Here is a 20,338-nt window from a genome sequence, read left to right on the forward strand (position 1 = left end):
TGATGGGTAAAACTGATCAGGATAAGACGGTGTAGCCGGCCTCCTCGATGGCCCGGCGAACCATCTCCGGAGGTACGGCACCGGTGACCGTGACGGTGGAAACACCACCAGCAGCGAGATCAATCTGGACGTCGTCGACCTGGGGGAGGGCCTGAAGGGCCTGGGTCACGCTTTTCGCGCAGTGCCCGCAGGTCAGGCCGGTGACCTGGTAGCTAGGGGAGGACCCTCCTGCTGACGAGTCGCTGGCGGCAGGGATGGAGGCAGTGTCGGCACGTGAGGCAGGTCCGCAACAGCTGCAGCCGTGGGAGGCCATCGGCAAGAGGCGGGGCGGGGAGGTGATCATGGGAAAGCTCCTTCGGTTCGGTGGGGTGCGGCGATGCCGCTCTCTAGCGGATACCCCCCTGGGGTATATTCCCTAGCGTATACCCCCCCGGGGTATATTTTCAAAGGGGTGAAGGGCACGGCCCTCACGCGGGGCAGGGTGTGGTCACCGAGCAGCCTCCTCACTGTCGGGAGGGGACAGCGGGAGGCGGAGGGCAAACACCGCTCCGCGACCGGGTCCGGGGGAGGTGGCGGTGAGAGTGCCGCCGTGGGCCTCGATCAATGCCTTGGAGATGGTCAGGCCGATACCGGCCCCGCCGTTGTCCCGGCTACGGGCGGCATCCCCCCGGTAGAAGCGTTCGAAGATGTGTCCGAGCTGGTCAGGTGGGATGCCCTCGCCGTCATCGGCGACGTGGATGAGCGCGGTGGACGCCCTCTGTCGGTGGACGCTGATCCGGACCTGCCCGCCGGCCGGGGTGTGCCGTAGCGCGTTCGACAGGAGATTGCTCATCACCTGGCCGAAACGTTGCCGGTCCACGAGCACCCGGGCGGTGTCCGTAATGGTCTCGACCTGTAAATCGACGCCTTTGTCAGCATAAGCTTCCCCCGCGGCGGCAGCGGCGGTATGGAGCAGATCCCCGAGCCCTTCCTCCGCCAGGTCCAAATCGATCCGGTGTTCCTGGGCCCGGGAGACATCGTCGATGTCTTCCATCAACCGGGTCAGGCGGGTGAGTTGGTCAGCCATGATCGTGTGGGTGGCATTATTCCAGTCCACGACCCCGTCCTGGAGACCATCGAGGTAGACCGTGAGCACCGATAAGGGGGTGCCCATTTCGTGGGCCAGATCAGAGAGCATCTGGCGGCGGACCTGTTCGGTGTGTTCCAGCCGGTCGGCCATGGTGTTGAAGGCATGCGCCAGGGTGGTGACCTCGGGGCCTGCTTTTCCGGCGGGCACGCGGATACGGGAGTTGCCGGCCGTCAGGCTGGTAGCGGCGCGGGTGAGATCCTGCAGGGGGGTGCGCAGACGACGCGATAACCACAGGCTGGCCAGCAGGGCGCTGATCAAGGCGGTGGGCAGGGCGACGGCCAGGGTGATCAGGTTGGCGCCCCGGTAGGCCTGCTCGGCATGGAACAGCTCCAGCGAGGGGTCCTCCTGGCCGGTCATCAACATATGATCATGGAACAGGGTCGGACCCACCATCGTGGCCACGGCCGCGGCCACCAGTAGGCTAATCACCACGACCAACACCTGGGCGGCCAGGAAGCGGAAGGTCAGGCCGGGTCCGTGATTCATGGTTGCCCCACCCGGTAGCCCACGCCACGCACGGTGTCGATAAACCCCCGGCCCTGGGTGTCGGTGCCGAGCTTGCGACGCAAGTTGCCGATGTGGACATCGACGATGCGTTCATCACCGACCCAGGTGGTGTCCCAGACCTCGGTGACCAGGTCGTGGCGGGTCAGCACCTGGCCGGGGCGCAGGGCCAGGGCAACCAGCAGCTCGAACTTCGTCCGGGTGAGCTCCACGGTCGTCTCCCCTACCCGCACCTGATGGGCGATGGGGTCAAGGATGAGGTCACCAACGATCAAGGGGGTGGTCACCTGCGGTGGGGTGGTGCTGGTGCGCGGGCGGCGTAGCACCGCATGCACCCGGGTCAACAGTTCCCGGATGCTAAAAGGTTTGGTGATGTAGTCATCCGCCCCCAGGGTCAAACCGCTGATCTTGTCGTCCTCGCTGCCACGCGCGGTGAGCATGAGGATGTAGCAGTCCGAGAAGGTGCGGATCCGTCGGCACACCTCCAGGCCGTCGAGTTCGGGCAGCCCCAGATCCAGCACCACAACATCGGGGGAAAAGCGACGGGTCTCGTCCACGGCCTGAGTGCCGGTGTGCGCCTGGCGGGTATCGAAGCCGGCCCGGATGAGGTAGGAGGCCACCATCTGAGCCAGGGGTTGTTCATCATCGACGACCAGCACCCGCCCCGGGGGCGTGGCGGTGGTCGGTGTGCGGTTAGCCATGGACCCCAGTATCGCTCCGGCCAGGGGGAATATCACCCTCGCTCAGTGCCCAGCGGGGAAATCTTCATCAAATCTTCAAACATCACCCTTCGACCGCCGTCACCCCTGCGCCCCACCCCGGGCCGGCGGCATCGCCTCCCCTGGTCGGTTCAGCAGGCGCCACCAGGGATTTCACTGCCTGCACCGCATACCCGGGGCGGGTAGAAGGACATCGCCCACGGCTGTGGGGTGGTGTCCCGGTGGTGACCCAGCCCACCGAATTCGCCCCCTTTTCGCCCTGTTATAAGGCTGTGAGCAGGGGTTTTGATTTCTAGTCCGTCAGGCACCCGTGCTAGATAAAGGTATGGCATCGACCTTGAGGCGGTGTCTTCTCACGGTCTTACCACGATCCAAGGAGATTGACGTGAAACGAGCAGCGATCGCAGCCGCCGCCCTTGCCCTCGCCCTCACGGGGTGTTCGGCCGCCGACCCGGAACCCACCGCCGACGGGACGGTGTCCCAGGATACATTCCTGACTACCCATGGCCTGGCCGGCATGGACGCGGTGGAGATCATTGATCACCTCGACCGGCAGAAGGTCACGGAGCGTCCCACGGATCTGATCGCCTCAGTGCGTGCCGATGAACTGCTGCTCTCGAGCGATGACCAGGAAGTCGTGGTCGATCTTCCCGACAATCAGACGTATGTCTCGATCGCACCCTATCTCACCTCCACCCACGACTGCTTCTACCACAGCCTGACGACCTGCCTGGGGGAACTCGACAATGAGGATATCCAGGTCACGATCACCGATGAGGCGACCGGTGAGGTGCTGGTGGACGAGGCGACAACCACCTTCGACAACGGGTTTATTGGCTTCTGGCTTCCCGATGATGCCACCGGCCTGATTGAGGTCAGCTACCAGGGGCGTACCGGCACCACGGAGTTTTCCACCGCCGACGACGGTGCCACCTGCGTCACAGACCTGCGCCTGACGTGATGGCTCAGCAGGGTCCTCACCTGCACCTGTCTCCCGTGTCACTGAAATCTAGCACCAAGGAAGGTTAAATCATGATGAACGCGTTTCCCCGACGACAGTTTCTGCTCGGCGGGCTCGTCCTCGCCGGCACCGGGGCCGTGGCCGCCTGCACCAGCGACCCTGGACCCGCTGCCTCGGCACCAGGTTCCTCTCTTCGCCCCACTCCCACCCCCACTGCGCTCGGTGAGCCGACGGTGCGCCGGACACTGACCGCCCGGCCCCTCTCTCTGGATATCGGCGGCATCGAAGCCAAGACGTGGGGATACGTCTCTGAGACCGGGGATACGGCCATTGAGGCCACCGCCGGCGACGTCCTCCAGGTCGATATCACCAATGAACTGCCTGAGAGCACCTCCATCCACTGGCATGGCATCGCACTCCACAACGCAGCCGACGGTGTGCCCGGCATGACCCAGGACCCCATTGAACCTGGCGAGTCTTTCTCCTATGTTTTTGAAGTCCCCCACGGTGGCACCTACTTCTACCATTCCCACTCCGGCCTGCAGCTTGATCGCGGCCTCCACGCCCCACTGATCGTCCGTGACCCGCAAGACGCTGAGGACCAGGACGTCGAGTGGACCATCGTGCTCGACGACTGGGTCGATGGCATTCAGGGCACTCCCGACGATGAGCTCGACAAGCTCACCGGAATGGGCTCGGGCGACCATAACGGGAAGAAGGGGATGGGAGGCCACGGCCATATGATGCACGGCACCCCGGACCGGGTACTGGGCGGGGATGCCGGCGATGTGATGTATCCGCACTACCTCATCAACGGACGTATCCCCCGTGCTCACCGGACCTTCGAGGCTCGCCCGGGTGACAAGGCCCGCCTGCGGTTTATCAACTCCGGCGGTGACACCATATTCAAGGTGGCCCTCGGTGGTCACCGCATGACCGTCACCCACACCGACGGCTTCCCCGTCCAGCCCCGGGAGACCGAATCGATCTACCTGTCGATGGGCGAGCGTGTCGACGTCGAGGTCATCCTCGGCGACGGCATCTTCCCGCTCACGGCTTTGGCGGTGGGTAAAGACGACCGCGCCTTCGCCGTCATCCGTACCGCCGGCGGCCAGGCCCCTCACCCCGATGTCGACTTCCCCGAGTTGTCGTCCACCGGACTGCTTCTGTCCTCCCTGAAGCCAGCAGACCGTGCACTCCTGCCCGAGGACACACCAGACCGAGAAGTCAGCATCGACCTGGGCGGGCAGATGATGCCGTATGAATGGAGCATTCTCACCGACGGCCAATCCTCCTCCGCGACCGTGCAGGCGGGCCAGCGCCTGCGGATGGTCATGCGCAACAGGACCATGATGCCCCATCCCATGCACATCCACGGCCACACGTGGGCGCTGCCCGGCAGCGGCGGGCTACGCAAGGACACCGTCCTTCTCCGCCACGGTGAAACCATGATCGCCGACCTGATCGCTGACAACCCCGGTGAGTGGGCATTTCACTGCCATAACGCCTATCACATGGAAACCGGGATGTTCAGCTCGCTTCGCTACGAGTAACCCGGCTCTTTTCCGCTTTGTCCTGCGGTATACAGCTAAGGTCGTTGTGCCCGTATATCGGGGGCTCGGGAATTGTCCTTGATCCATGCTTCGGCATGTGGATCAATAAAGCGTGCCACCATCTGGATGGCGTTATCAACGGAGTCAAGATCTTCAAACTGCTGTCTACTGTCAGGTGTTCTCTTCAACGCTTTTTTAACCTGAGGCCAGACACTCGCCTGATAGTGACTACTTAGGAGGAAGCGTCAGAAGTCGAAGCTGAGTTCAGCGATGATTTTTCCTGGTGGTGTATCCTTCTCCCCGGCCCGTTTCTTTGCTTTGCGGATATTCTTCTTCGCTGCATCGTTGAAAGGGATTCGATCGTCGTCAAACCATCGCTCGCCGTACCTTCCGGTTAGGGCATTGTGAATGCTATTTCGGAGGAGTACTTCCAGGTGTTCGATGTCAGCAAGATAGGTTTTCGTGAGGTGAGTATTCCAAAGGTAGAGCGTTTCTGGTGATGGATGATCGGCGTACCTGCTCATTCGCGCAGATGAAAACCACTGGGACAGCTGTACTTGGGCTGGGCTTGGATATCCATATGGATATGATAATGTGCGCTTTGAAAACCCCGGAACGATCCCTGCACTACGAAAGTAGGAGTAAATCGCCGGGGTTATTGATATCTTCGGGGAATTATAGCGGCCAGAAATTCGAAGTTTTTCGCCCTTATTTACCGTGAATGACAGTGACAGATTTGTGATCCCTTGGGCTTAGGAGTTGTGGCAGTAACAGCTACCTTTGAAGGATGATTACTAATGAACTCCGAGAATTACTGACCGTAGTCACGACCCATGCGCAGCGCTTCCACGACGAGGAAGATCACACCGTAGCCGCAGCCCTCCTGACTGAATCCGGCAAACACGTGCTCGGTTTGAACGCATACCATTTTCTCGGTGGCCCCTGTGGTGAAATCTCTGCCTTAGCTAACCACGCTGCTAGTCATCCCGAGGATCCTATCCGAGCGGTAGTCGCCGTCCATGGTCCGACTGGCCAGGTGCTTTCGCCCTGTGGAAAGTGCCGCCAAGTGCTATTTGATACTGATCCGTCTATCCGGTGCATCGTGCGCGGAAGCAATGGGCTTGAAGCACTCACCGTGGAAGAGCTCTTACCATTCGCATATAACTGGCGTGACATGGACAAAGAGCAACGCATCTATATGTGGGAAGGCTACGAGAAATCAATTCGAAGCGGAGAAAAGCAACAAACAATTCGGGTGGATGACCCCTTCCACGAAGGAAGCGCCCAGATTGTCTTCGAGAAAGAATCCGGAGAGGTTGTCACCATTCCCGCAGAGGTCACATCTGTCGTCTCTACCCAGCGGAGGTCCTTGACGGAGGAACAAGCCCGAAGGGATGGCTTTGGTTCTCTTGCTGAGCTCCACGAAGCGCTTGATACCCACTATCCCGGATTAGCTGGGGATGACGAAGTCGACGTTGTTGAGTTCACGCTCCGCAAGGCCTAAAAGCTTTGGCGAAGCCCACGTGGACATGGTTTTACCTAGACTGTCGGTATGTTCGGCCCCGCTTCCGCCCAGCCACCGCGGCTTATAGATTTCCCAGTGCTGCGGTTACCGTTTGTGGAGTTCGTGTTTGTTGGGCTGCTGGTGGCCGTCTTTTTCGTCGATACGCAAGGAACTGATGCTGAAAGTGGCTTCCTTGCGGTCTTTGTGGTTCTTCCCGCACTCGTGTTTCTGGGAATTGCCTACCTTATTTCCCTGCCCATGCAGCGGAAGGAAATTACAGATTTCCGCCTGGATGCCGTTTTCGTCGTTATCGGGGTGCTTGGTCTTTTCGGCTGGATCGGACAGATGCTCATCGCTTTGCCCTTCCTGTGCTGCCTGCCCGTAGGGCTTTCAGCACTGATCCGCAGAGGCATCGCCTTTGCGTTGTGGAAGAAGGGTAAAGGCCCTCAACTGCCGGAATGAGGTTACGCGCTTTGCCAGCGCATCCTGCCGTCCGATGCCGGGGCGCACGTCATCGGGACACCTCTCTTTGATACCCCGCTTCCGCCGTTGCAATACGCGCCGGGGTGAACGTAGTTCTCTTCAACGGCGGGTGCTTCATACACAGCGGCGGCTTCTTGCACTGGGGGATTCGCAGCCATCATTTCGTCGGCGCACTGCTGTGTCCAGCCAGAGGTTCCATCGCTGAAGAATGTCGTTCCGGTTTCGTGTAGCGAGACGTCACCGCAGGATTCGATGGTTTTCTCCATCGGAGTAGGTTGCGCAGCATCGGGGGCCTCGGTGAAGCCGATGACTTCTTCTTGCGGCTGATCCACGTCGACGTCCTCGGCGCTGTCCTCCGCTGCGGGGAGGGTGGGGCGTGGGGCGTCTTCAGTAACGCTGGTGCTTGTGCTTGGTGGCGTCTCACTCATAGGAGTGGATTCAACGTCGAGTGAGGAACAGCCGCTGAGTATAAAAAGTGCAGCGGCAAGAGGGAGAAGTCGCTTCATTTCAGGTCCTTTGTTTATCTACCTCTATGGTAGTGACGGGCACCCTAGTTGCGCACAGGAATCACACAGTAGCTGGCCAGGCTCGGGGGATAGGATAGTGCCTCATGAAAAACGGCTTTTTACAGCGCGCTTTCCTTGCAATCCTCCTCGGCACTGCCGCCCCTGTCCCGGCTCATGCCCAGACCATGGAGACCTCCGCCGCGCAGGATCTCGGCATCAATGATCCTGACTGTAAGCCCACGGGTTCCGTCACTGAACCCGTTGTTTTATTGCACGGTACTTCGGCAAACTCGGCTGAGTGGAACGATCTCATCCCGAAGCTCAAGGACCAAGGCATGTGCGTGTGGGCCTTCGATTACGGCGCCGAGGACATCGCGTACCAGAATGCCTACGACTACATGAAGGGGATTGCGGATCTAGATTCTTCAGGGCGCGAGATCGCCGGGCATATCGAACACATCCGTGAGGTGACCGGAGCAAACAAAGTAAACCTCGTTGGTTTCTCCCAAGGTGGCCTACACACCAAGACTTTCACGCAGCTCTACGGTTCAGCGGAAGAAGTAGATCGCGTGGTTACTATTGGTGCGAACTTCCACGGGACGACGTGGGGTGACAGAGCAACACCCCTCAAGACGGCCGCAAGAATCGCGCCCGATGTGGTTGATTTCCTCGGCACCAGCGCTGGCATCGAGCAGTTGGAGGGCTCGGATTTTATGGAGAATCTCAACCAGTTTCCGGATACCGCGCCTGGTGTCACCTACACGTCCATCTACTCGCCGGCGGACAATACGGTGACACCGAATCAGACCTCTGAGCTCAGCGCTGTTCCGGGCGCGGACGTGGTCAACGTGGAATCTGCCCCCGTCGAGCACGGGCAGCTGCCCCATGATCCGCGCGTGCACGAGCAGATCATATGGGGGCTGACGCGCTAATGACACAGATTCACGGCGCCATCGACGCGGAGGGTCGGTGCCGTCACTGGCACACGCTTGTCGACGTCATTGCGAACAAGTGCCACACCTGCGGCGGATGGTTCGCGTGTTCGCTGTGTCATGCGGAGCTGACAGACCATGACTTCGGGCCCATGCCGAAGGACGAGCTGTGCGTCATGTGCGGGGCCTGCGGCCGAACAATGACCTACGCCGAATACTCGGCATATAAATGCCCCGCGTGCGGGCACGCCTTCAATTCAGGCTGTGCGCTGCACGCGGGGACGTATTTCAGCTAGCTGCCTACGGCAAAAGCTGGGCCAGCGGGGTGCCCTCGACGAGGGTCTTAAGGTACGCCAGAATGTCCGGGACGTTGAAGGTGAAGTTGCCGATGGTCACCGGGAAGGTCGGAAAAGCGTTGTTTGCTGGGGCGTTATTGCCGTTATTGGCCGGGGCAGTGTTGTTAGCTGGGGCACCACCATTGTTAGCAGTGTTGCCGCCACCGTTCAGGCCGCAGCGCGCGATGGCCTCGTCGGCGCGGGCGACGGCGTCGCGGATCTCGCCGCCACGCGGGTGGAAGTTAGCAGCAGCCAGCGCCTGGGACTTCTTGCTGTTGTAGTCAGACGGATTGGTGTAGTACTTGGTGGCCTGCTCACAGGAAATCTGGCCGGCAGGGACCTTGGCCAGGTAGTCATCCACCATGTCGGCGGATGCGGTAGGGGCGGACAGGCCGATGGCAGCAGCAACGGAGCAGAGGACAAGCTTATTTCTCATGCGCCACATTGTGCCACAGCTTTTACACGTTTGCGCAAGTCCTAACGCGCCAGGAAACGATTTACCAGCGAAAAATACGCCTTCACAGTCAAATCCAAGTCTTCCAGGTAGAGGTGCTCATCGTGGCTGTGCAGCTGCGAGTTTGCGCTGGCCATGTCCCGATCCTCCGCATGCAGTGCAAAACCGTAGGCATTGCCGCCGCGGCGACGAGCCACGCGCAGGTCGGAACCACCCGTCGCCAGCACTGGCAGCACTTCCTTATCCGGGAAGAATTCGTGGGCGGTCTCTTCAATGCAGCGCCACAGCTCAGTATCAGTCGAGGACTGTGTGGCGTCCTCAGTAATAAGGTGCTCGATTTCTACCTCCTCGGCCATATCGCCGAGCGCTTCACGTAGGAAATCATCAAGCTCCTCCTGGGTCTGGCCGGGGAAGGGGCGGATGTCCATCTCTAGGTAGGCGTGGGAGGGCAGCACGTTGATGGCACCACCTGCGCGCAGGACCGTTTGAGCAATCGTCGTGTGCGAGAAGGCGTGGGCGTAGGCAGACAAATTACCGAACTTTTCGTAGTCGGCGGCGTCAGCGGAGCCGTCGAGAAGCGCTGCCTCCGTTGCGGGATCGAAGCGGAAGGTCTTGACGAATCCCTGCCACACCTCATCCGTGGCCACTGGTGGCTCGGCGACGGCGATGCGGCGAGCAACTTCACCAATCTTGACGATGGCAAAGTCCTTCCCAAACGGCGTCGAGCCATGGCCGGCATCGCCGTGCACGTGCAGGCGGCGCTGGCCCGCGCCCTTCTCACCGACGTTGAAGCCGAGCGCGCCGGGCAGGTGGCTGCCGCCGGTCTCCGAGAGACAGTTGCGCACCGAGTAGGCCTCCGGGTGGTGCTTATCCATCCAGATGGAGCCCAAACCGCCGCGGGCCTCCTCGTCCGCCATACCCACAAACGCCAGGGTGCCGCCGGGGTTGCCGCGCTGAGCCACATCGCGAGTCACCGCCGCCATCGTCGCCGTAATAAAGAGCATGTCCACCGCGCCGCGGCCGTAGAGCTTGCCATCCTCGATGACGGCGTCGAAGGGTGGCTTGGTCCACTTGGGCTGGTCGACGGGCACGACGTCCGTGTGGCCCATGAGCGTGAGCGGCTCCTTGTCCGGGTCACCCGGAACGGTCACCACGATGGTCACGCGGCCGGGGTGCGATTCATAGCGTTGAACCTCCACCGGGGTGCCTGCGAAAAACCGCTCCAACGTGTCGGCATTGCGGACCTCGTGGCCGGAATCCGGAGTGAGGTCATTCACGCAGGCATTGCGAATAAGCTCCTGAAGCAGTGCAAGGGTGTCGTCGTAGAGCGTGGAATCCATGGCCTAGAGGTTAGTCCGGACTACATGAAACCGGCAGATTTACCACAACTTGAACGGTGTTCAAGTAATGTTTCCCGCATGAGCATCGTAGACATCGCACGCGAGAAGGCCCTGGAGCAGGGCATCGGCCTCAACGAAGAAGAACTCTTGCAGGTTCTCCAGATCCCGGATGAGCAGCTGGAAGAGATCGCGGACATCGCCCACAAGACCCGCCTGAAGTGGTGCGGCCCGGACGTGTCCGTGGAAGGCATCATCTCCATTAAGACCGGCGGCTGCCCGGAGGATTGCCACTTCTGCTCGCAGTCGGGGCTTTTCGAGTCCCCAGTACGCGCCGCGCGCCTCAACATCCCGGAGCTGGTGGAGGCCGCCAAGAAGACCGCCAAGACCGGCGCCACGGAGTTCTGCATCGTGGCTGCGGTCAAAGCACCAGATGAGAACCTCCTGTCCCAGGTTGCCGAGGCCATCCCGGCCATCCTCGATGAAGTCGATATCGAAATCTCCTTGTCCCTCGGTACTCTCACCCGCGAGCAAGCCCAGCGCCTCAAGGACATGGGCGCCCAGCGCTACAACCACAACCTGGAGACCTCCAAGTCCTTTTTCCCCAACGTGGTCACCACGCATACCTGGGAGGAGCGCAAAGAGACCCTCGAGAACGTCCGTGCAGTCGGCATGGAAGTCTGCTCCGGCGGCATCATCGGAATGGGCGAATCACTAGAAGACCGCGCCGAGTTCGCCTACCAGCTGGCCCAGATCGAGCCCTGCGAGGTGCCGATGAACTTCCTTGACCCGCGCCCGGGCACACCATTCGCGGACTACCCGCTGGTCCCGCTCGGTGAGGCACTGCGCGCAGTGGCTGCCTTCCGCCTGGCCATGCCGTCTGTAACCCTCCGCTTTGCGGGCGGCCGCGAGCTCTCCCTGGGTGACGACGGTACCGAAAAGGGCCTTCTCGGCGGCATCAACGCCATCATCGCCGGCAACTACCTGACCACTCTGGGCAAGCAGATTGAGAAGGATGTCGACATGCTCGGCCGCATCGACCTGCCCATCAAGGCGCTCTGATGAGCAATTCGACGGAGCTGGCCGCTGCCGTCCTCGCCGGCGAGGAGCCGCTGTTCCACCCCAACACTGGGAAACCACTGAGCGAGGAATTCACCTTGCACCCGGCGGCCGCGGCCGGCCTGGACGTCCCGCGCTATTGCCAGTTGTGCGGGCGCCGCATGGTGGTGCAGGTGCGCCCGGATGGTTGGAACGCGCGCTGTTCGCGGCACGGCGAGCTTGACTCGGACCACCTTTATGAGGAGGCACTTCCGTAAGCTGGGGCACCATGGATCCCGCTGTTGCCCACGCCCATCGGTCTGCGCTGCGCTCGATTTCCCGCGTCGTCACCGAGATTGCGACCCCGACGCCTCCACAACAAGCGTTGAAGGCCGTCGCCGAGCAACTGCGCCGCGGCAACGTCATGGTCCTCACCGGGGCGGGTGTGTCCACGGAATCAGGCGTGCCCGACTACCGCGGCCCGCACGGTTCTCTCAGCCGGCACCGCCCCATGACCTACCAGGAGTTTCTGCACGACCCGCAGGCCTCGCACCGCTACTGGGCCCGTGCTTTCGTTGGCTGGCGGGTCATGCAGGCCGCGCACCCCAACCGCACGCACTATGCCCTCGTCGAGCTTGAGCGCGCCGGGCTCCTTACAGGTGTTGTCACACAAAACGTCGACGGCCTGCACGAGGAAGCCGGGCAGGGCAACCTCATTGCCCTGCACGGGGACATGCAGCACGTGGTGTGCTTGAGCTGCGGATATGAAGAGACACGCGCGGATTACGACGCCCGAGCCGCCACAGCCAACCCGACGTACCTCCAACGCTGGGCAGTCAACAAAGAGGACGTTAACCCCGACGGTGATGTTGCCCTCAGCCAAGAAGCGGTCGAAGAATTTGTCATGCCCGGCTGCGTGCGGTGCGGCTCGCAGCGCCTCAAACCAGACGTGGTCTATTTTGGGGAGCCCGTCCCCACCCATAAGAAGGACGCCGCCTACGCGATGGTCAACGTGTCTGACTCCCTGCTGGTAGCTGGTTCTTCGCTGGCGGTCATGAGCGGCTTCCGCTTCGTTCTGGAGGCCAAGAAACAGGGCAAGCGCGTGGCCACCATCAATGGTGGGCCGGGGCGCGCGGATGACCGTGTGGACACGCTGTGGCGCACCCAGGTGGGCCCGGCTTTCGACGCGATTCTGGACGAGCTAGAACTCTAGAGTCGCTCCAGTTCTTCGAGCACTACCTGGCAGACCCGTTTATCCATGGGCATATCCTCGTGGCGAATAATCGCAAGGCGTTCGATGTCCTGAATGTAGATATTTCGTACCTGCTCGCCATTGAGGAAACAGGTGTTGGGCGGAACCACGATGGCATCGGAGCGGGTGGCGATGCACGTATAGCTCACCCCGGGTTCGACCTCGCTGCCCCGGTTCGTATCCTCCACAATCTTGCTGCCGGCCACTTGCTGCATGCCGGCGGGGCCAAACCAGCCGTCGATAAGCGAGCGCGCCACCTCCTCCTGTCTTTCGCTGCGAAAGAGAGGGCTGGCAATTCCGCCCTGGGTCGTTCCGTGGTTGGGAGCACTGATGCAGACGACGTGCCGTACAAACTCCGCGCCGTCGTGCATGCGCATCCAGTAGCGAGCCAGCAATCCGCCCTGGGAATGCCCCACGAGGATCACCTTTTCCGCGCCGGTGATGGTGCGTACGGCATTGATGTAGGCGTCGAGCTGACGGGCGGATTCCTGCAGGGGAGCGGTGGCGCGGGTCCCGTAGTCAGGCGCGAAGGTGGCCCAGCCAGCGGCGCGGAGCATGTCTGCGAGGACTTGCCAGACGCCTTTGCTGTCGCAGGTTCCGTGGATCAAAATAACCGGCCAGGGTCGTTCGGCGGTGGGGCGCGCGGACCAGTCGTCTTCGCACACGCCTCGCGTCCGCCTGCGGGCACCGAGGGGGAGTGTGGTCATGGGATTGCAGTTTACCCTTGACGCCCCTCCAACTTTTTTACTAAGCTAAGGCTTGCCTAATACGGGCCGGGCGGTGAGCTCCACACCGCACGCGTTACCGGATTAGTCATGGGGATAGAGCCCGCCGCCTCACCGCGGCGGGCTTCTTTCATGGATACACTCGCGAGCATGACCGACCTGCAGCATGTCCACTCCGTCAATGAAGCGATTTCCCGCCTCAGTGAGCTCTATGACAGTTCCTGCGAGCTGGCACGTCACGCTCTCGCCTCGGGGGACCACGACGCCTACCGCCACGTGGTCTACCCGAAGATCACCGTGGATATCCGCCAATGGACGCCCATCGACCGCTCCGAACCTTTCGGCTACGTGGACCAAGAGGGCCGCTACTCGGCAGTGATATCAAAACCATGGCTGATTCGTAGCTACCTCACGGAGCAGCTCACGCGGCTCACCAATAACTACCCCTGCGATATCTACGTCGGTCAATCGGATGAGCGCATCCCGCCGGAATATATCCGGGGGATTACAGAAATTCCCCAGGACCGCGGCGACATACCCCGGCCCACCCTCGATGCGGTTCATGACGGAATCGTTGACGGCGCGTGGAAGGCCTTCCATGGGAAAGAAAAGCCGCTCTTTCACTTTGGCCCGCAGCGCTTCGACATCGCCTGCGCTCGCATCGAGCACTACACCGGCATCGAGGTGGACACCGTGCAGAAGTACATCCTGTTCACCAACTACGCCATGCACACCACCGAGTTCGTTAAGTTCGGCCTGCGCGAGCTGGCCCGGGAAGACTCGCGCTACACCGCGCTCGTGCTGCCCACGGGGGAGACCATCCACTCCAATGACGCGGTGCTTCTCGACGTCGACGAGCTCACCCTCACCTCCCGCTACCAGATGCCCCGCTTTGATCTCATCACCGCCGGCGGCGATGGCATCACCATGATCAATATCGGTGTAGGCCCCTCTAACGCCAAGACCATTACGGACTGCTTGGCGGTCCTGCGCCCGGAGGCCTGGATCATGATCGGACACTGCGCGGGGCTCGATGGCCGCATGCGCATCGGCGACCTCATCCTGGGCAACGCCTACCAGCGCGAGGACCACATCCTCGACGGCACCGTCACCACCAGCAACCCGATTCCCGCCATTCCAGAAATCCAGCGCATGCTGGAGGCCGCCGTCGACGAGGTCTATGGGAAAGACAATTCACTCATGCGCACCGGCACGGTGCTCTCCACCGATGACCGCAACTGGGAGTGGCGAACCTCACGGGACTTGTGGGAATGGCTGCGCCACTCCACCGCAGTGGCCGTGGACATGGAATCCTGCACCCTCGCCGCCAACGGCTACCGCTACCGCATCCCGTACGGCACGCTATTGTCGGTTTCTGATTTGCCCCTGCACGCCGTACCCAAACTTCCCGCCCAAGCGCAGGCCTTTTATTCGAATTCGAAGGAGGCCCACGTCATGTGCGCGGTGCGCGCGGTGGAAGCTTTGGCGGAGAATCCGGAGCGTCTGCGCACCCGCAAATTGCGGCGAACGGTGGCAGAGGTTCCGTTCCGCTGAGGGAGATGATTAGACTGAGGGAAATGCAAAATCTGGCGAAGGAGACCTAGACGATGAGCACCCCGGATTGGTGGAACCCGGAACGCGAGAACCTGACGTGGGAGGTCTTCGGTGAGGCCAGCCGCTACCTTTCGCAACAAATCGTGGATTCGGGCTGGTTCCCAGACCTCATCGTGGGCGTTGCTCGCGGCGGGCTGATCCCTGCCGGCGCCATTGGCTACGCCATCGGCGTCAAAGAAATGGGCGCTATCAATGTGGAGTTTTACACCGATATCGGTGAGACCCTCCCGGAGCCGATTCTCCTTAACCCGCAGCTGGATACGGATTCGCTGAAGGGCAAGAAGGTCCTCGTCGTTGATGACGTGGCGGATTCTGGCAAGACCCTCGACCTCGTGGTTAACCTGCTTGAGCAGACCGCATCCGAGGTCAAGTCCGCGGTGATCTATACGAAGCCGACCACCATCTTTGAGCCGGACTTCTCGTGGAAGAAGACCGACCAGTGGATCAACTTCGCGTGGTCCGTCCTGCCGGTCATCACCCGCGATGGCTCTTTCCAGGAAGGACATTAATGCCAGAAGCCTCCGCCGGTTCTTTCCGCGCGGCCTTCAGCTCGCCCGCCCGCTTCCGCAAGGAGGTGTTTGGCGGGCTTGCTGTTGCGCTGGCCCTCATCCCGGAAGTTTTAAGTTTCTCCATTCTCGCCGGGCTCGACCCTAAGGTGGGGCTCTTCGCCTCCGTCATTATGGCGATGTCCATCGCCATCACCGGTGGGCGCCCGGCCATGATTTCCGCTGCGGCGGGCTCGGTCGCCGTCGTCATCGCGCCGCTCGCTCACGAGCATGGCTTGCAGTACGTGCTGCTGACCATCTGGATGGCGGGAATTCTGCAAGTAGTGATGGCAATGCTGGGCGTCGCCAAGCTCATGCGTTTCATCCCCCGCAGCGTCATGCTGGGTTTTGTCAACGCGCTGGGCATCCTCATGTTCACCGCGCAGCTGGGCCATCTGTGGCAGGTGCCGTGGCTGGTCTATCCCCTTGTCGCGCTAGGTCTGGGAATCATGGTGGTGTGGCCGCGAATCACCACGGTGATCCCCGCGCCGCTCGTGGCGATCGTGGTTGTCACCATGTTGACTGTGATTTTCGGCTGGCAGGTTCCCGACGTCGCGGATCAAGGCGAGCTGCCGACCTCCCTGCCCGGTTTCGTCATTCCAGACGTGCCGTTTAGCCGCGATACCTTCCTCCTCTGCCTTCCCTATGCACTGGGGGTGGCACTCGTCGGACTCATGGAATCCCTGCTCACCGCCAAGCTTGTCGACGACCTCACGGATACCCACTCCGATAAAACGCGCGAATCCGTAGGCCAGGGCATCGGCAACATGCTCGCCGCTGCCATCGGCGGCATGGGCGTGTGCGCGATGATTGGCCAGACCATGATCAACGTCAAGGAATCGCAGGCACGCACGCGCTTGTCGACGTTCCTCGCCGGCGTCTTCCTCCTTATCCTCATCCTCGTGTTGGGGGACACCGTAGGGAAAATCCCCATGGCTGCTCTCGTGGCGGTCATGTTCATGGTGTCCTTTCACACCGTGGATTGGCGCTCGGTGCGCACGATTCACCGCATGCCTCTGAGCGAAACCCTCGTCATGCTGGTGACGGTGATTGGCACCTTGGCCACGAATAACCTGGCGGTCGGTGTGATCCTCGGTGTGCTCACTGCCTCGGTGGCCTTTGCACGCCGCGTCGCCCACCTCGTGTCGGTGGAGCTAGAGGGCAACGTTTATACCGTGCGCGGCCAGCTCTTCTTCGCCTCTTCGAACGATCTGGTCTATGCCTTCGACTACACCCTGCCGGTGGAGAAGGTCATCGTGGATTTCTCAGAGGCCGATATTTGGGATGCCTCAACCGTGGCGGTGCTTGAATCCGTGGAAAACAAGTACGCAAGCCGGGGAGTAGCGGTGGAATTCCGCGGCCTCGATGGTGTGAGCCTCGCGCGCTACCAGAGGATTTCTGGTTTGGGTTAGGTAAACCTACCAGAAAAAGTGTTATGACGTGCGAGTTTGCTTAAGATCGCCTTGCTAGCGCGTCCTGAGTTTTCCTGTATTGTGGGTAACACAAAAACGGATGAAAGGAAGCACCCTCATGGATGAGAAGCTGCAAACCCTCCTCAACGAGCAGGTCAACAACGAGCACGGCGCGGCCCTGATTTATACCCAGCTGGCATATGAGATGGACAATCTGTCCTTCCCGGGCATGCGCGATTGGTTCTTCAAGCAGGCAGAGGAAGAGCGCGAGCACGCGCAGAAGTTCGCCGAGCACCTGCTGGACCGCGGCTACCGCGTGGAGCTGGAGGATATCCAGGTTGGCTCCGTCAAGGCCGCTACGCCGCTGGATGCCTTCGAGGCATCCCTCGCGCATGAGCAGAAGGTCTCGGAGCAGATCCGAGAGATCGCCCGCACCGCAGATGCGGCTGGGGACCTGGATTCCCGTGGTCTCATCAACTGGTTCCTCGAGGAGCAGGTTGAGGAAGAGTCCTCCGTGTCTGAGATCATTGACCAGCTCAAGCTGGTGGGCAATGACGGTTCGGGCCTGTTGCGCGTCGATGGCTCGCTGGCGCAACGGTAACGAAGCCATATAGTTTGCGTGGATTCTCCCACGGCCCCCTGCGGTTGGTGGGAGAATTTTTTTATGACTACAACGCGCCTCATGCTCATCTGCGGTGCCCTTGCCGGGCTAGCGATTGCATTGGTCGGTGGCATGTGGCTGGCGGCAACGAACATGGCTCTGGGAACCTTTTTCTTCGCCCTCGCGGTGATGCTCGGCCCGTTTGCCGGGCTTGCCCTCTTATTGTGCGCCGCCGCGGCGGCGACGGCGCTGAGCCGCTCCCTGTTTAGCGTCGGCGGCTTGTTCCTAGTGGGGGCAACCTCGACGCTGTGGGCGCATGGCACACTATCGCTTCCGCTCTTCGTAGCGGGCACGCTGACTGGCGCTCTTGCGGTCTGGCTACACTGGGCGCATGGCCACTTTGCTCTTCGACCTCTACGGCGTGCTCATGCGGTCAGCTACGCCCGCCGGGAACGCTGAGCTGGAGGATTACCTCCGTCCCGACAATGTAGAGCACTTTTGGTCTCTTTATGAGGAGTTTCGCCCTGCATATGACGCTGGGCACCTGAGCGATGCGCAATATTGGGGCCGCATTCGCGCGCTGGCCGGTCTTGCTCCTTTTGATGTCAGCCACGCTATCGAATTGGACACCGAGCATTTGCTGGTAGCCGACGAAGAAATGGTTCGTGCGGTCCTAGGGTTTATTGGCCAAGGCCATAGTGTTGGCATCCTGGCGAATGTGCCAGCGGCATTGGGAACCAGGATCCGCCAGACGCAGCCCTGGCTGGAAGAATGCGCCGCCGTGACGCTGAGCTGCGATATCGGGGTGGCCAAGCCGGATCCGGAAGCCTACCTCGTGGCCGTGGATGCCCTCGGGGCCCAGGCCAAGGACACGCACTTCTTCGATGATCGGCCGGACTTCGTCACCGCCGCCCAGCGTCTCGGGCTCAAGGCTCACCTTTTTACGGGAATCGACTCGGTTTACTTTTAGGCAGCTTTCGCCTCGCGGCCGAGCTCCAGCGGAACTCGCAGCAGCGGATCGAGCGCCACGGCGCGGGTGCAGGCGCGAACAATCTCGGTGTGCGAGGGAATCATGCGCAGCTCCACTGGGTGCTCAGTGGCTTGGCGCACGGCGGAAGCAAAGAGCTTCGGAGCCGCCGGATCATCCGAGAAAGCGCCGCCGGCCACCACGAGGGTATCGGGCTTATGCTGCGTCAAAAGTTCAGCAGCGGTGGCCCCGAGGGAGCGCGCGCGGTCGTCGAGAAGCGCCCGCGTTTCTTCATCAGCATGCGCGACCACGTCTGGGAATGAGTCTCCGCCAGTTGCCGAAAGCACTGCCTGCGTGGCTAGGGCATCGGCTTCGTCGAGTTCGAGCTGCACAATTTCATCGCCGACTGTGAGCGCAGCACCAACGGAGTCATCCGCGTAGAGCACCATGACGGGTTTCTCCGCGCCCAGCTCCGCGGACTGCGTCTCGGATCCCAGGATGGCGGGGATGACGGAGGATACGACAACCGGAACGCCGAACTGGTACTCCAGACGGCTAGCAATATCCATCTCGTCCCAGCCCAGGTTGTGGGCGGTAATGCGTCCAGCTTCGTTCACGCTGCCGGAGGTGGTCACGCCGACTGAAACCAAACGTCGATCCAGGCCGGTCATCAGGCGGTTGACACCAGCGATGATGTGCTCGATGACATCACTTGCACTCAAGCGTGACACCGGGGTAGCCACGTCTTCCTCGCGCAGGGTGCGCCCCTTGGTGTCGAAGAAGGCGATGTGGGTGAAGGCGGTACCGACCGCGATGCCGGCCAGCATCCAATCATTATCCGCTACTTCCAGGGGCACGGTGGGGCGCCCGCGGCCGCGGGACTGCGTCAAATCCGTGCGCTCGCGAATCAGTCCAGCGCCCAGCAGCGCAGCAGTGGCGCGGGTAATCGTCGGCTGGGAGAGTCCCGTGGCTTCGACAAGTTCACTGCGGGTAACAACGGGGTTGAGTCGAATGATGTGGAGGCACTTCGCCGCCGGGGTGCGGGGGCGAGTGAACACGGGACCAGATTTAATCATGGCGCAAGTATAAATTCACCAGACCGCATTGTCTAATAGAAATTGGGATTCAGTAGACATCATAGTCTAGAAATGTGCCTGCGTTAGAGTAGTATTCATGGATTCTGTTGCTGTGTACTGCGGCTCCGCCGCTGGAAACTCTGAAGCCTATGGCCAAGCCGCGCACCATTTGGGGGAGGAGCTCGCGCGCCGAAACCTCACCCTGGTCTATGGCGGTGGTGACGTAGGCCTGATGGGTATCGTTGCGGACTCCTGCCTTGCCGCCGGCGGAACCGTCATTGGAGTAATCCCGCGCCAGCTCGTCGATTACGAGCTTTCCCACCAGCGGGTAACCCAGCTCGAGGTGGTCGACACCATGGCCCAGCGCAAGACGCGCATGGAGGAACTCGCGGATGCCTTCGTGTGCCTGCCGGGTGGCGTGGGAACCCTGGAGGAGCTCACCGAGGTGCTCACCCTGCAGCAATTAGGCAACCTCGACGGCCCGGTGGGTCTGGTAGACGTCAACGGTTTCTGGCAGCCTTTCGTGCAGATGTACTCCGCAATGGTGCAGGAAGGCTTTGTTCAGAAGCGCTTCCTCGATGCTCTCGTGGTCAACCCTTCCCCGGCCGGGGTACTCGATGGATTCTCGTCGTGGACAAGCCCGGGAAGTAAGTGGAGCAACAATTAGCTAACAACCTGGTAAATAAGGCGG

General features: G+C 61.3%; 25 protein-coding genes. 16 read left to right on the forward strand and 9 right to left on the reverse strand.

Annotation, left to right across the window (positions count from 1 at the left end; translation table 11 throughout):
- Positions 1-16: 16 nt before the first annotated feature.
- The 3 genes from HMPREF2743_RS00745 to HMPREF2743_RS00755 form a co-directional block, all read right to left on the reverse strand.
- The gene (locus HMPREF2743_RS00745) at positions 17-343 is read right to left on the reverse strand and encodes a heavy-metal-associated domain-containing protein (protein ID WP_019193801.1); all 327 of its coding nucleotides are present in this window, start codon (positions 341-343) and stop codon (positions 17-19) included.
- 144 nt (positions 344-487) lie between these two features.
- Complete coding sequence (locus HMPREF2743_RS00750) at positions 488-1,615, reverse strand: sensor histidine kinase (RefSeq protein WP_070524994.1); 1,128 nt, start codon at positions 1,613-1,615, stop codon at positions 488-490.
- Positions 1,612-2,334: a response regulator transcription factor gene (locus HMPREF2743_RS00755; protein ID WP_141761377.1), complete on the reverse strand. Its 723-nt coding sequence runs from the start codon at positions 2,332-2,334 to the stop codon at positions 1,612-1,614. Before HMPREF2743_RS00755 ends, HMPREF2743_RS00750 begins: the two co-directional genes overlap by 4 nt.
- Before the next feature lie 403 nt (positions 2,335-2,737).
- On the opposite strand from HMPREF2743_RS00755, the gene HMPREF2743_RS00760 reads away from it, so the two are divergent.
- Both HMPREF2743_RS00760 and HMPREF2743_RS00765 read left to right on the forward strand, forming a co-directional pair.
- Positions 2,738-3,313: a CueP family metal-binding protein gene (locus HMPREF2743_RS00760; RefSeq protein WP_070520399.1), complete on the forward strand. Its 576-nt coding sequence runs from the start codon at positions 2,738-2,740 to the stop codon at positions 3,311-3,313.
- Between the two features lie 71 nt (positions 3,314-3,384).
- Entirely contained in the window at positions 3,385-4,866 is a 1,482-nt protein-coding gene (locus HMPREF2743_RS00765) for a multicopper oxidase family protein (protein ID WP_070524996.1), read from the forward strand.
- A 245-nt stretch (positions 4,867-5,111) separates the two neighbouring features.
- On the opposite strand, the gene HMPREF2743_RS12900 is transcribed toward HMPREF2743_RS00765, so the two are convergent.
- Complete coding sequence (locus tag HMPREF2743_RS12900; protein ID WP_246818764.1) at positions 5,112-5,390, reverse strand: hypothetical protein; 279 nt, start codon at positions 5,388-5,390, stop codon at positions 5,112-5,114.
- Between the two features lie 263 nt (positions 5,391-5,653).
- Here HMPREF2743_RS12900 and HMPREF2743_RS00775 point away from each other — a divergent pair, with 263 nt between their 5' ends.
- Together HMPREF2743_RS00775 and HMPREF2743_RS00780 are read left to right on the forward strand one after the other, a co-directional pair.
- Positions 5,654-6,370 carry an ASCH domain-containing protein gene (locus tag HMPREF2743_RS00775; protein ID WP_070524997.1) on the forward strand — a complete coding sequence of 239 codons (717 nt, stop codon included), beginning with the start codon at positions 5,654-5,656 and terminating at the stop codon, positions 6,368-6,370.
- A gap of 48 nt (positions 6,371-6,418) precedes the next feature.
- The gene (locus HMPREF2743_RS00780; RefSeq protein WP_070524999.1) at positions 6,419-6,832 is read left to right on the forward strand and encodes a hypothetical protein; all 414 of its coding nucleotides are present in this window, start codon (positions 6,419-6,421) and stop codon (positions 6,830-6,832) included.
- 2 nt (positions 6,833-6,834) lie between these two features.
- Here the strand turns inward: HMPREF2743_RS00780 and HMPREF2743_RS00785 are convergent, their stop codons facing one another.
- Positions 6,835-7,281, reverse strand: a complete 447-nt coding sequence (locus HMPREF2743_RS00785) for a hypothetical protein (RefSeq protein WP_246818765.1) — start codon at positions 7,279-7,281, stop codon at positions 6,835-6,837.
- A gap of 182 nt (positions 7,282-7,463) precedes the next feature.
- Here HMPREF2743_RS00785 and HMPREF2743_RS00790 point away from each other — a divergent pair, with 182 nt between their 5' ends.
- The gene (locus tag HMPREF2743_RS00790; protein WP_070525003.1) at positions 7,464-8,291 is read left to right on the forward strand and encodes an esterase/lipase family protein; all 828 of its coding nucleotides are present in this window, start codon (positions 7,464-7,466) and stop codon (positions 8,289-8,291) included.
- Entirely contained in the window at positions 8,291-8,587 is a 297-nt protein-coding gene (locus HMPREF2743_RS00795; RefSeq protein WP_070525004.1) for a CHY zinc finger protein, read from the forward strand. Before HMPREF2743_RS00790 ends, HMPREF2743_RS00795 begins: the two co-directional genes overlap by 1 nt.
- A gap of 4 nt (positions 8,588-8,591) precedes the next feature.
- Here the strand turns inward: HMPREF2743_RS00795 and HMPREF2743_RS00800 are convergent, their stop codons facing one another.
- Both HMPREF2743_RS00800 and HMPREF2743_RS00805 read right to left on the reverse strand, forming a co-directional pair.
- Positions 8,592-9,062 carry a hypothetical protein gene (locus tag HMPREF2743_RS00800; RefSeq protein WP_371441221.1) on the reverse strand — a complete coding sequence of 157 codons (471 nt, stop codon included), beginning with the start codon at positions 9,060-9,062 and terminating at the stop codon, positions 8,592-8,594.
- Positions 9,063-9,103: 41 nt separating this feature from the next.
- Positions 9,104-10,420, reverse strand: a complete 1,317-nt coding sequence (locus tag HMPREF2743_RS00805; RefSeq protein WP_070710488.1) for a M20/M25/M40 family metallo-hydrolase — start codon at positions 10,418-10,420, stop codon at positions 9,104-9,106.
- A gap of 78 nt (positions 10,421-10,498) precedes the next feature.
- Here HMPREF2743_RS00805 and bioB point away from each other — a divergent pair, with 78 nt between their 5' ends.
- The 3 genes from bioB to HMPREF2743_RS00820 are packed head-to-tail and all read left to right on the forward strand — an operon-like array spanning position 10,499 to position 12,668.
- Positions 10,499-11,479 (forward strand): biotin synthase BioB, encoded by a 981-nt coding sequence (gene bioB, locus HMPREF2743_RS00810; RefSeq protein ID WP_070745377.1) that lies wholly within the window; start codon positions 10,499-10,501, stop codon positions 11,477-11,479.
- Positions 11,479-11,733 carry a biotin synthase auxiliary protein BsaP gene (locus HMPREF2743_RS00815; protein ID WP_070525011.1) on the forward strand — a complete coding sequence of 85 codons (255 nt, stop codon included), beginning with the start codon at positions 11,479-11,481 and terminating at the stop codon, positions 11,731-11,733. Before bioB ends, HMPREF2743_RS00815 begins: the two co-directional genes overlap by 1 nt.
- 11 nt (positions 11,734-11,744) lie before the next feature.
- Positions 11,745-12,668, forward strand: coding sequence for a Sir2 family NAD-dependent protein deacetylase (locus tag HMPREF2743_RS00820; protein WP_070525013.1), 924 nt, complete (start codon positions 11,745-11,747; stop codon positions 12,666-12,668).
- Here HMPREF2743_RS00820 and HMPREF2743_RS00825 read toward each other — a convergent pair.
- Positions 12,665-13,414, reverse strand: a complete 750-nt coding sequence (locus HMPREF2743_RS00825; RefSeq protein ID WP_070525015.1) for an esterase/lipase family protein — start codon at positions 13,412-13,414, stop codon at positions 12,665-12,667. The genes HMPREF2743_RS00820 and HMPREF2743_RS00825 overlap by 4 nt on opposite strands.
- 168 nt (positions 13,415-13,582) lie before the next feature.
- Here HMPREF2743_RS00825 and amn point away from each other — a divergent pair, with 168 nt between their 5' ends.
- The 6 genes from amn to HMPREF2743_RS00855 all read left to right on the forward strand — a co-directional run bounded on the left by amn (position 13,583) and on the right by HMPREF2743_RS00855 (position 18,574).
- Positions 13,583-14,986, forward strand: a complete 1,404-nt coding sequence (gene amn / locus HMPREF2743_RS00830) for an AMP nucleosidase (protein ID WP_070525017.1) — start codon at positions 13,583-13,585, stop codon at positions 14,984-14,986.
- Between the two features lie 53 nt (positions 14,987-15,039).
- Positions 15,040-15,555, forward strand: coding sequence for a phosphoribosyltransferase (locus HMPREF2743_RS00835; RefSeq protein ID WP_070525018.1), 516 nt, complete (start codon positions 15,040-15,042; stop codon positions 15,553-15,555).
- Positions 15,555-17,003 carry a SulP family inorganic anion transporter gene (locus tag HMPREF2743_RS00840; protein WP_070525021.1) on the forward strand — a complete coding sequence of 483 codons (1,449 nt, stop codon included), beginning with the start codon at positions 15,555-15,557 and terminating at the stop codon, positions 17,001-17,003. Before HMPREF2743_RS00835 ends, HMPREF2743_RS00840 begins: the two co-directional genes overlap by 1 nt.
- Positions 17,004-17,121: 118 nt before the next feature.
- Positions 17,122-17,604, forward strand: a complete 483-nt coding sequence (locus HMPREF2743_RS00845; RefSeq protein ID WP_070525023.1) for a ferritin — start codon at positions 17,122-17,124, stop codon at positions 17,602-17,604.
- 63 nt (positions 17,605-17,667) lie between these two features.
- Complete coding sequence (locus tag HMPREF2743_RS00850) at positions 17,668-18,063, forward strand: hypothetical protein (RefSeq protein ID WP_070525025.1); 396 nt, start codon at positions 17,668-17,670, stop codon at positions 18,061-18,063.
- A complete protein-coding gene (locus HMPREF2743_RS00855; protein WP_070818014.1) occupies positions 17,996-18,574 on the forward strand; it encodes an HAD-IA family hydrolase in 579 nt (192 codons plus the stop codon). Before HMPREF2743_RS00850 ends, HMPREF2743_RS00855 begins: the two co-directional genes overlap by 68 nt.
- Here HMPREF2743_RS00855 and HMPREF2743_RS00860 read toward each other — a convergent pair.
- Positions 18,571-19,647, reverse strand: coding sequence for an ROK family protein (locus HMPREF2743_RS00860; RefSeq protein ID WP_070818015.1), 1,077 nt, complete (start codon positions 19,645-19,647; stop codon positions 18,571-18,573). The two genes, HMPREF2743_RS00855 and HMPREF2743_RS00860, sit on opposite strands and share 4 nt — an antisense overlap.
- A gap of 97 nt (positions 19,648-19,744) precedes the next feature.
- Here HMPREF2743_RS00860 and HMPREF2743_RS00865 point away from each other — a divergent pair, with 97 nt between their 5' ends.
- Positions 19,745-20,314, forward strand: a complete 570-nt coding sequence (locus HMPREF2743_RS00865) for an LOG family protein (RefSeq protein WP_070818016.1) — start codon at positions 19,745-19,747, stop codon at positions 20,312-20,314.
- Positions 20,315-20,338: the final 24 nt, after the last annotated feature.

The sequence above is a fragment of the Corynebacterium sp. HMSC036D02 genome (genome assembly GCF_001836165.1).
In the GTDB taxonomy this organism is placed as follows: domain Bacteria; phylum Actinomycetota; class Actinomycetes; order Mycobacteriales; family Mycobacteriaceae; genus Corynebacterium.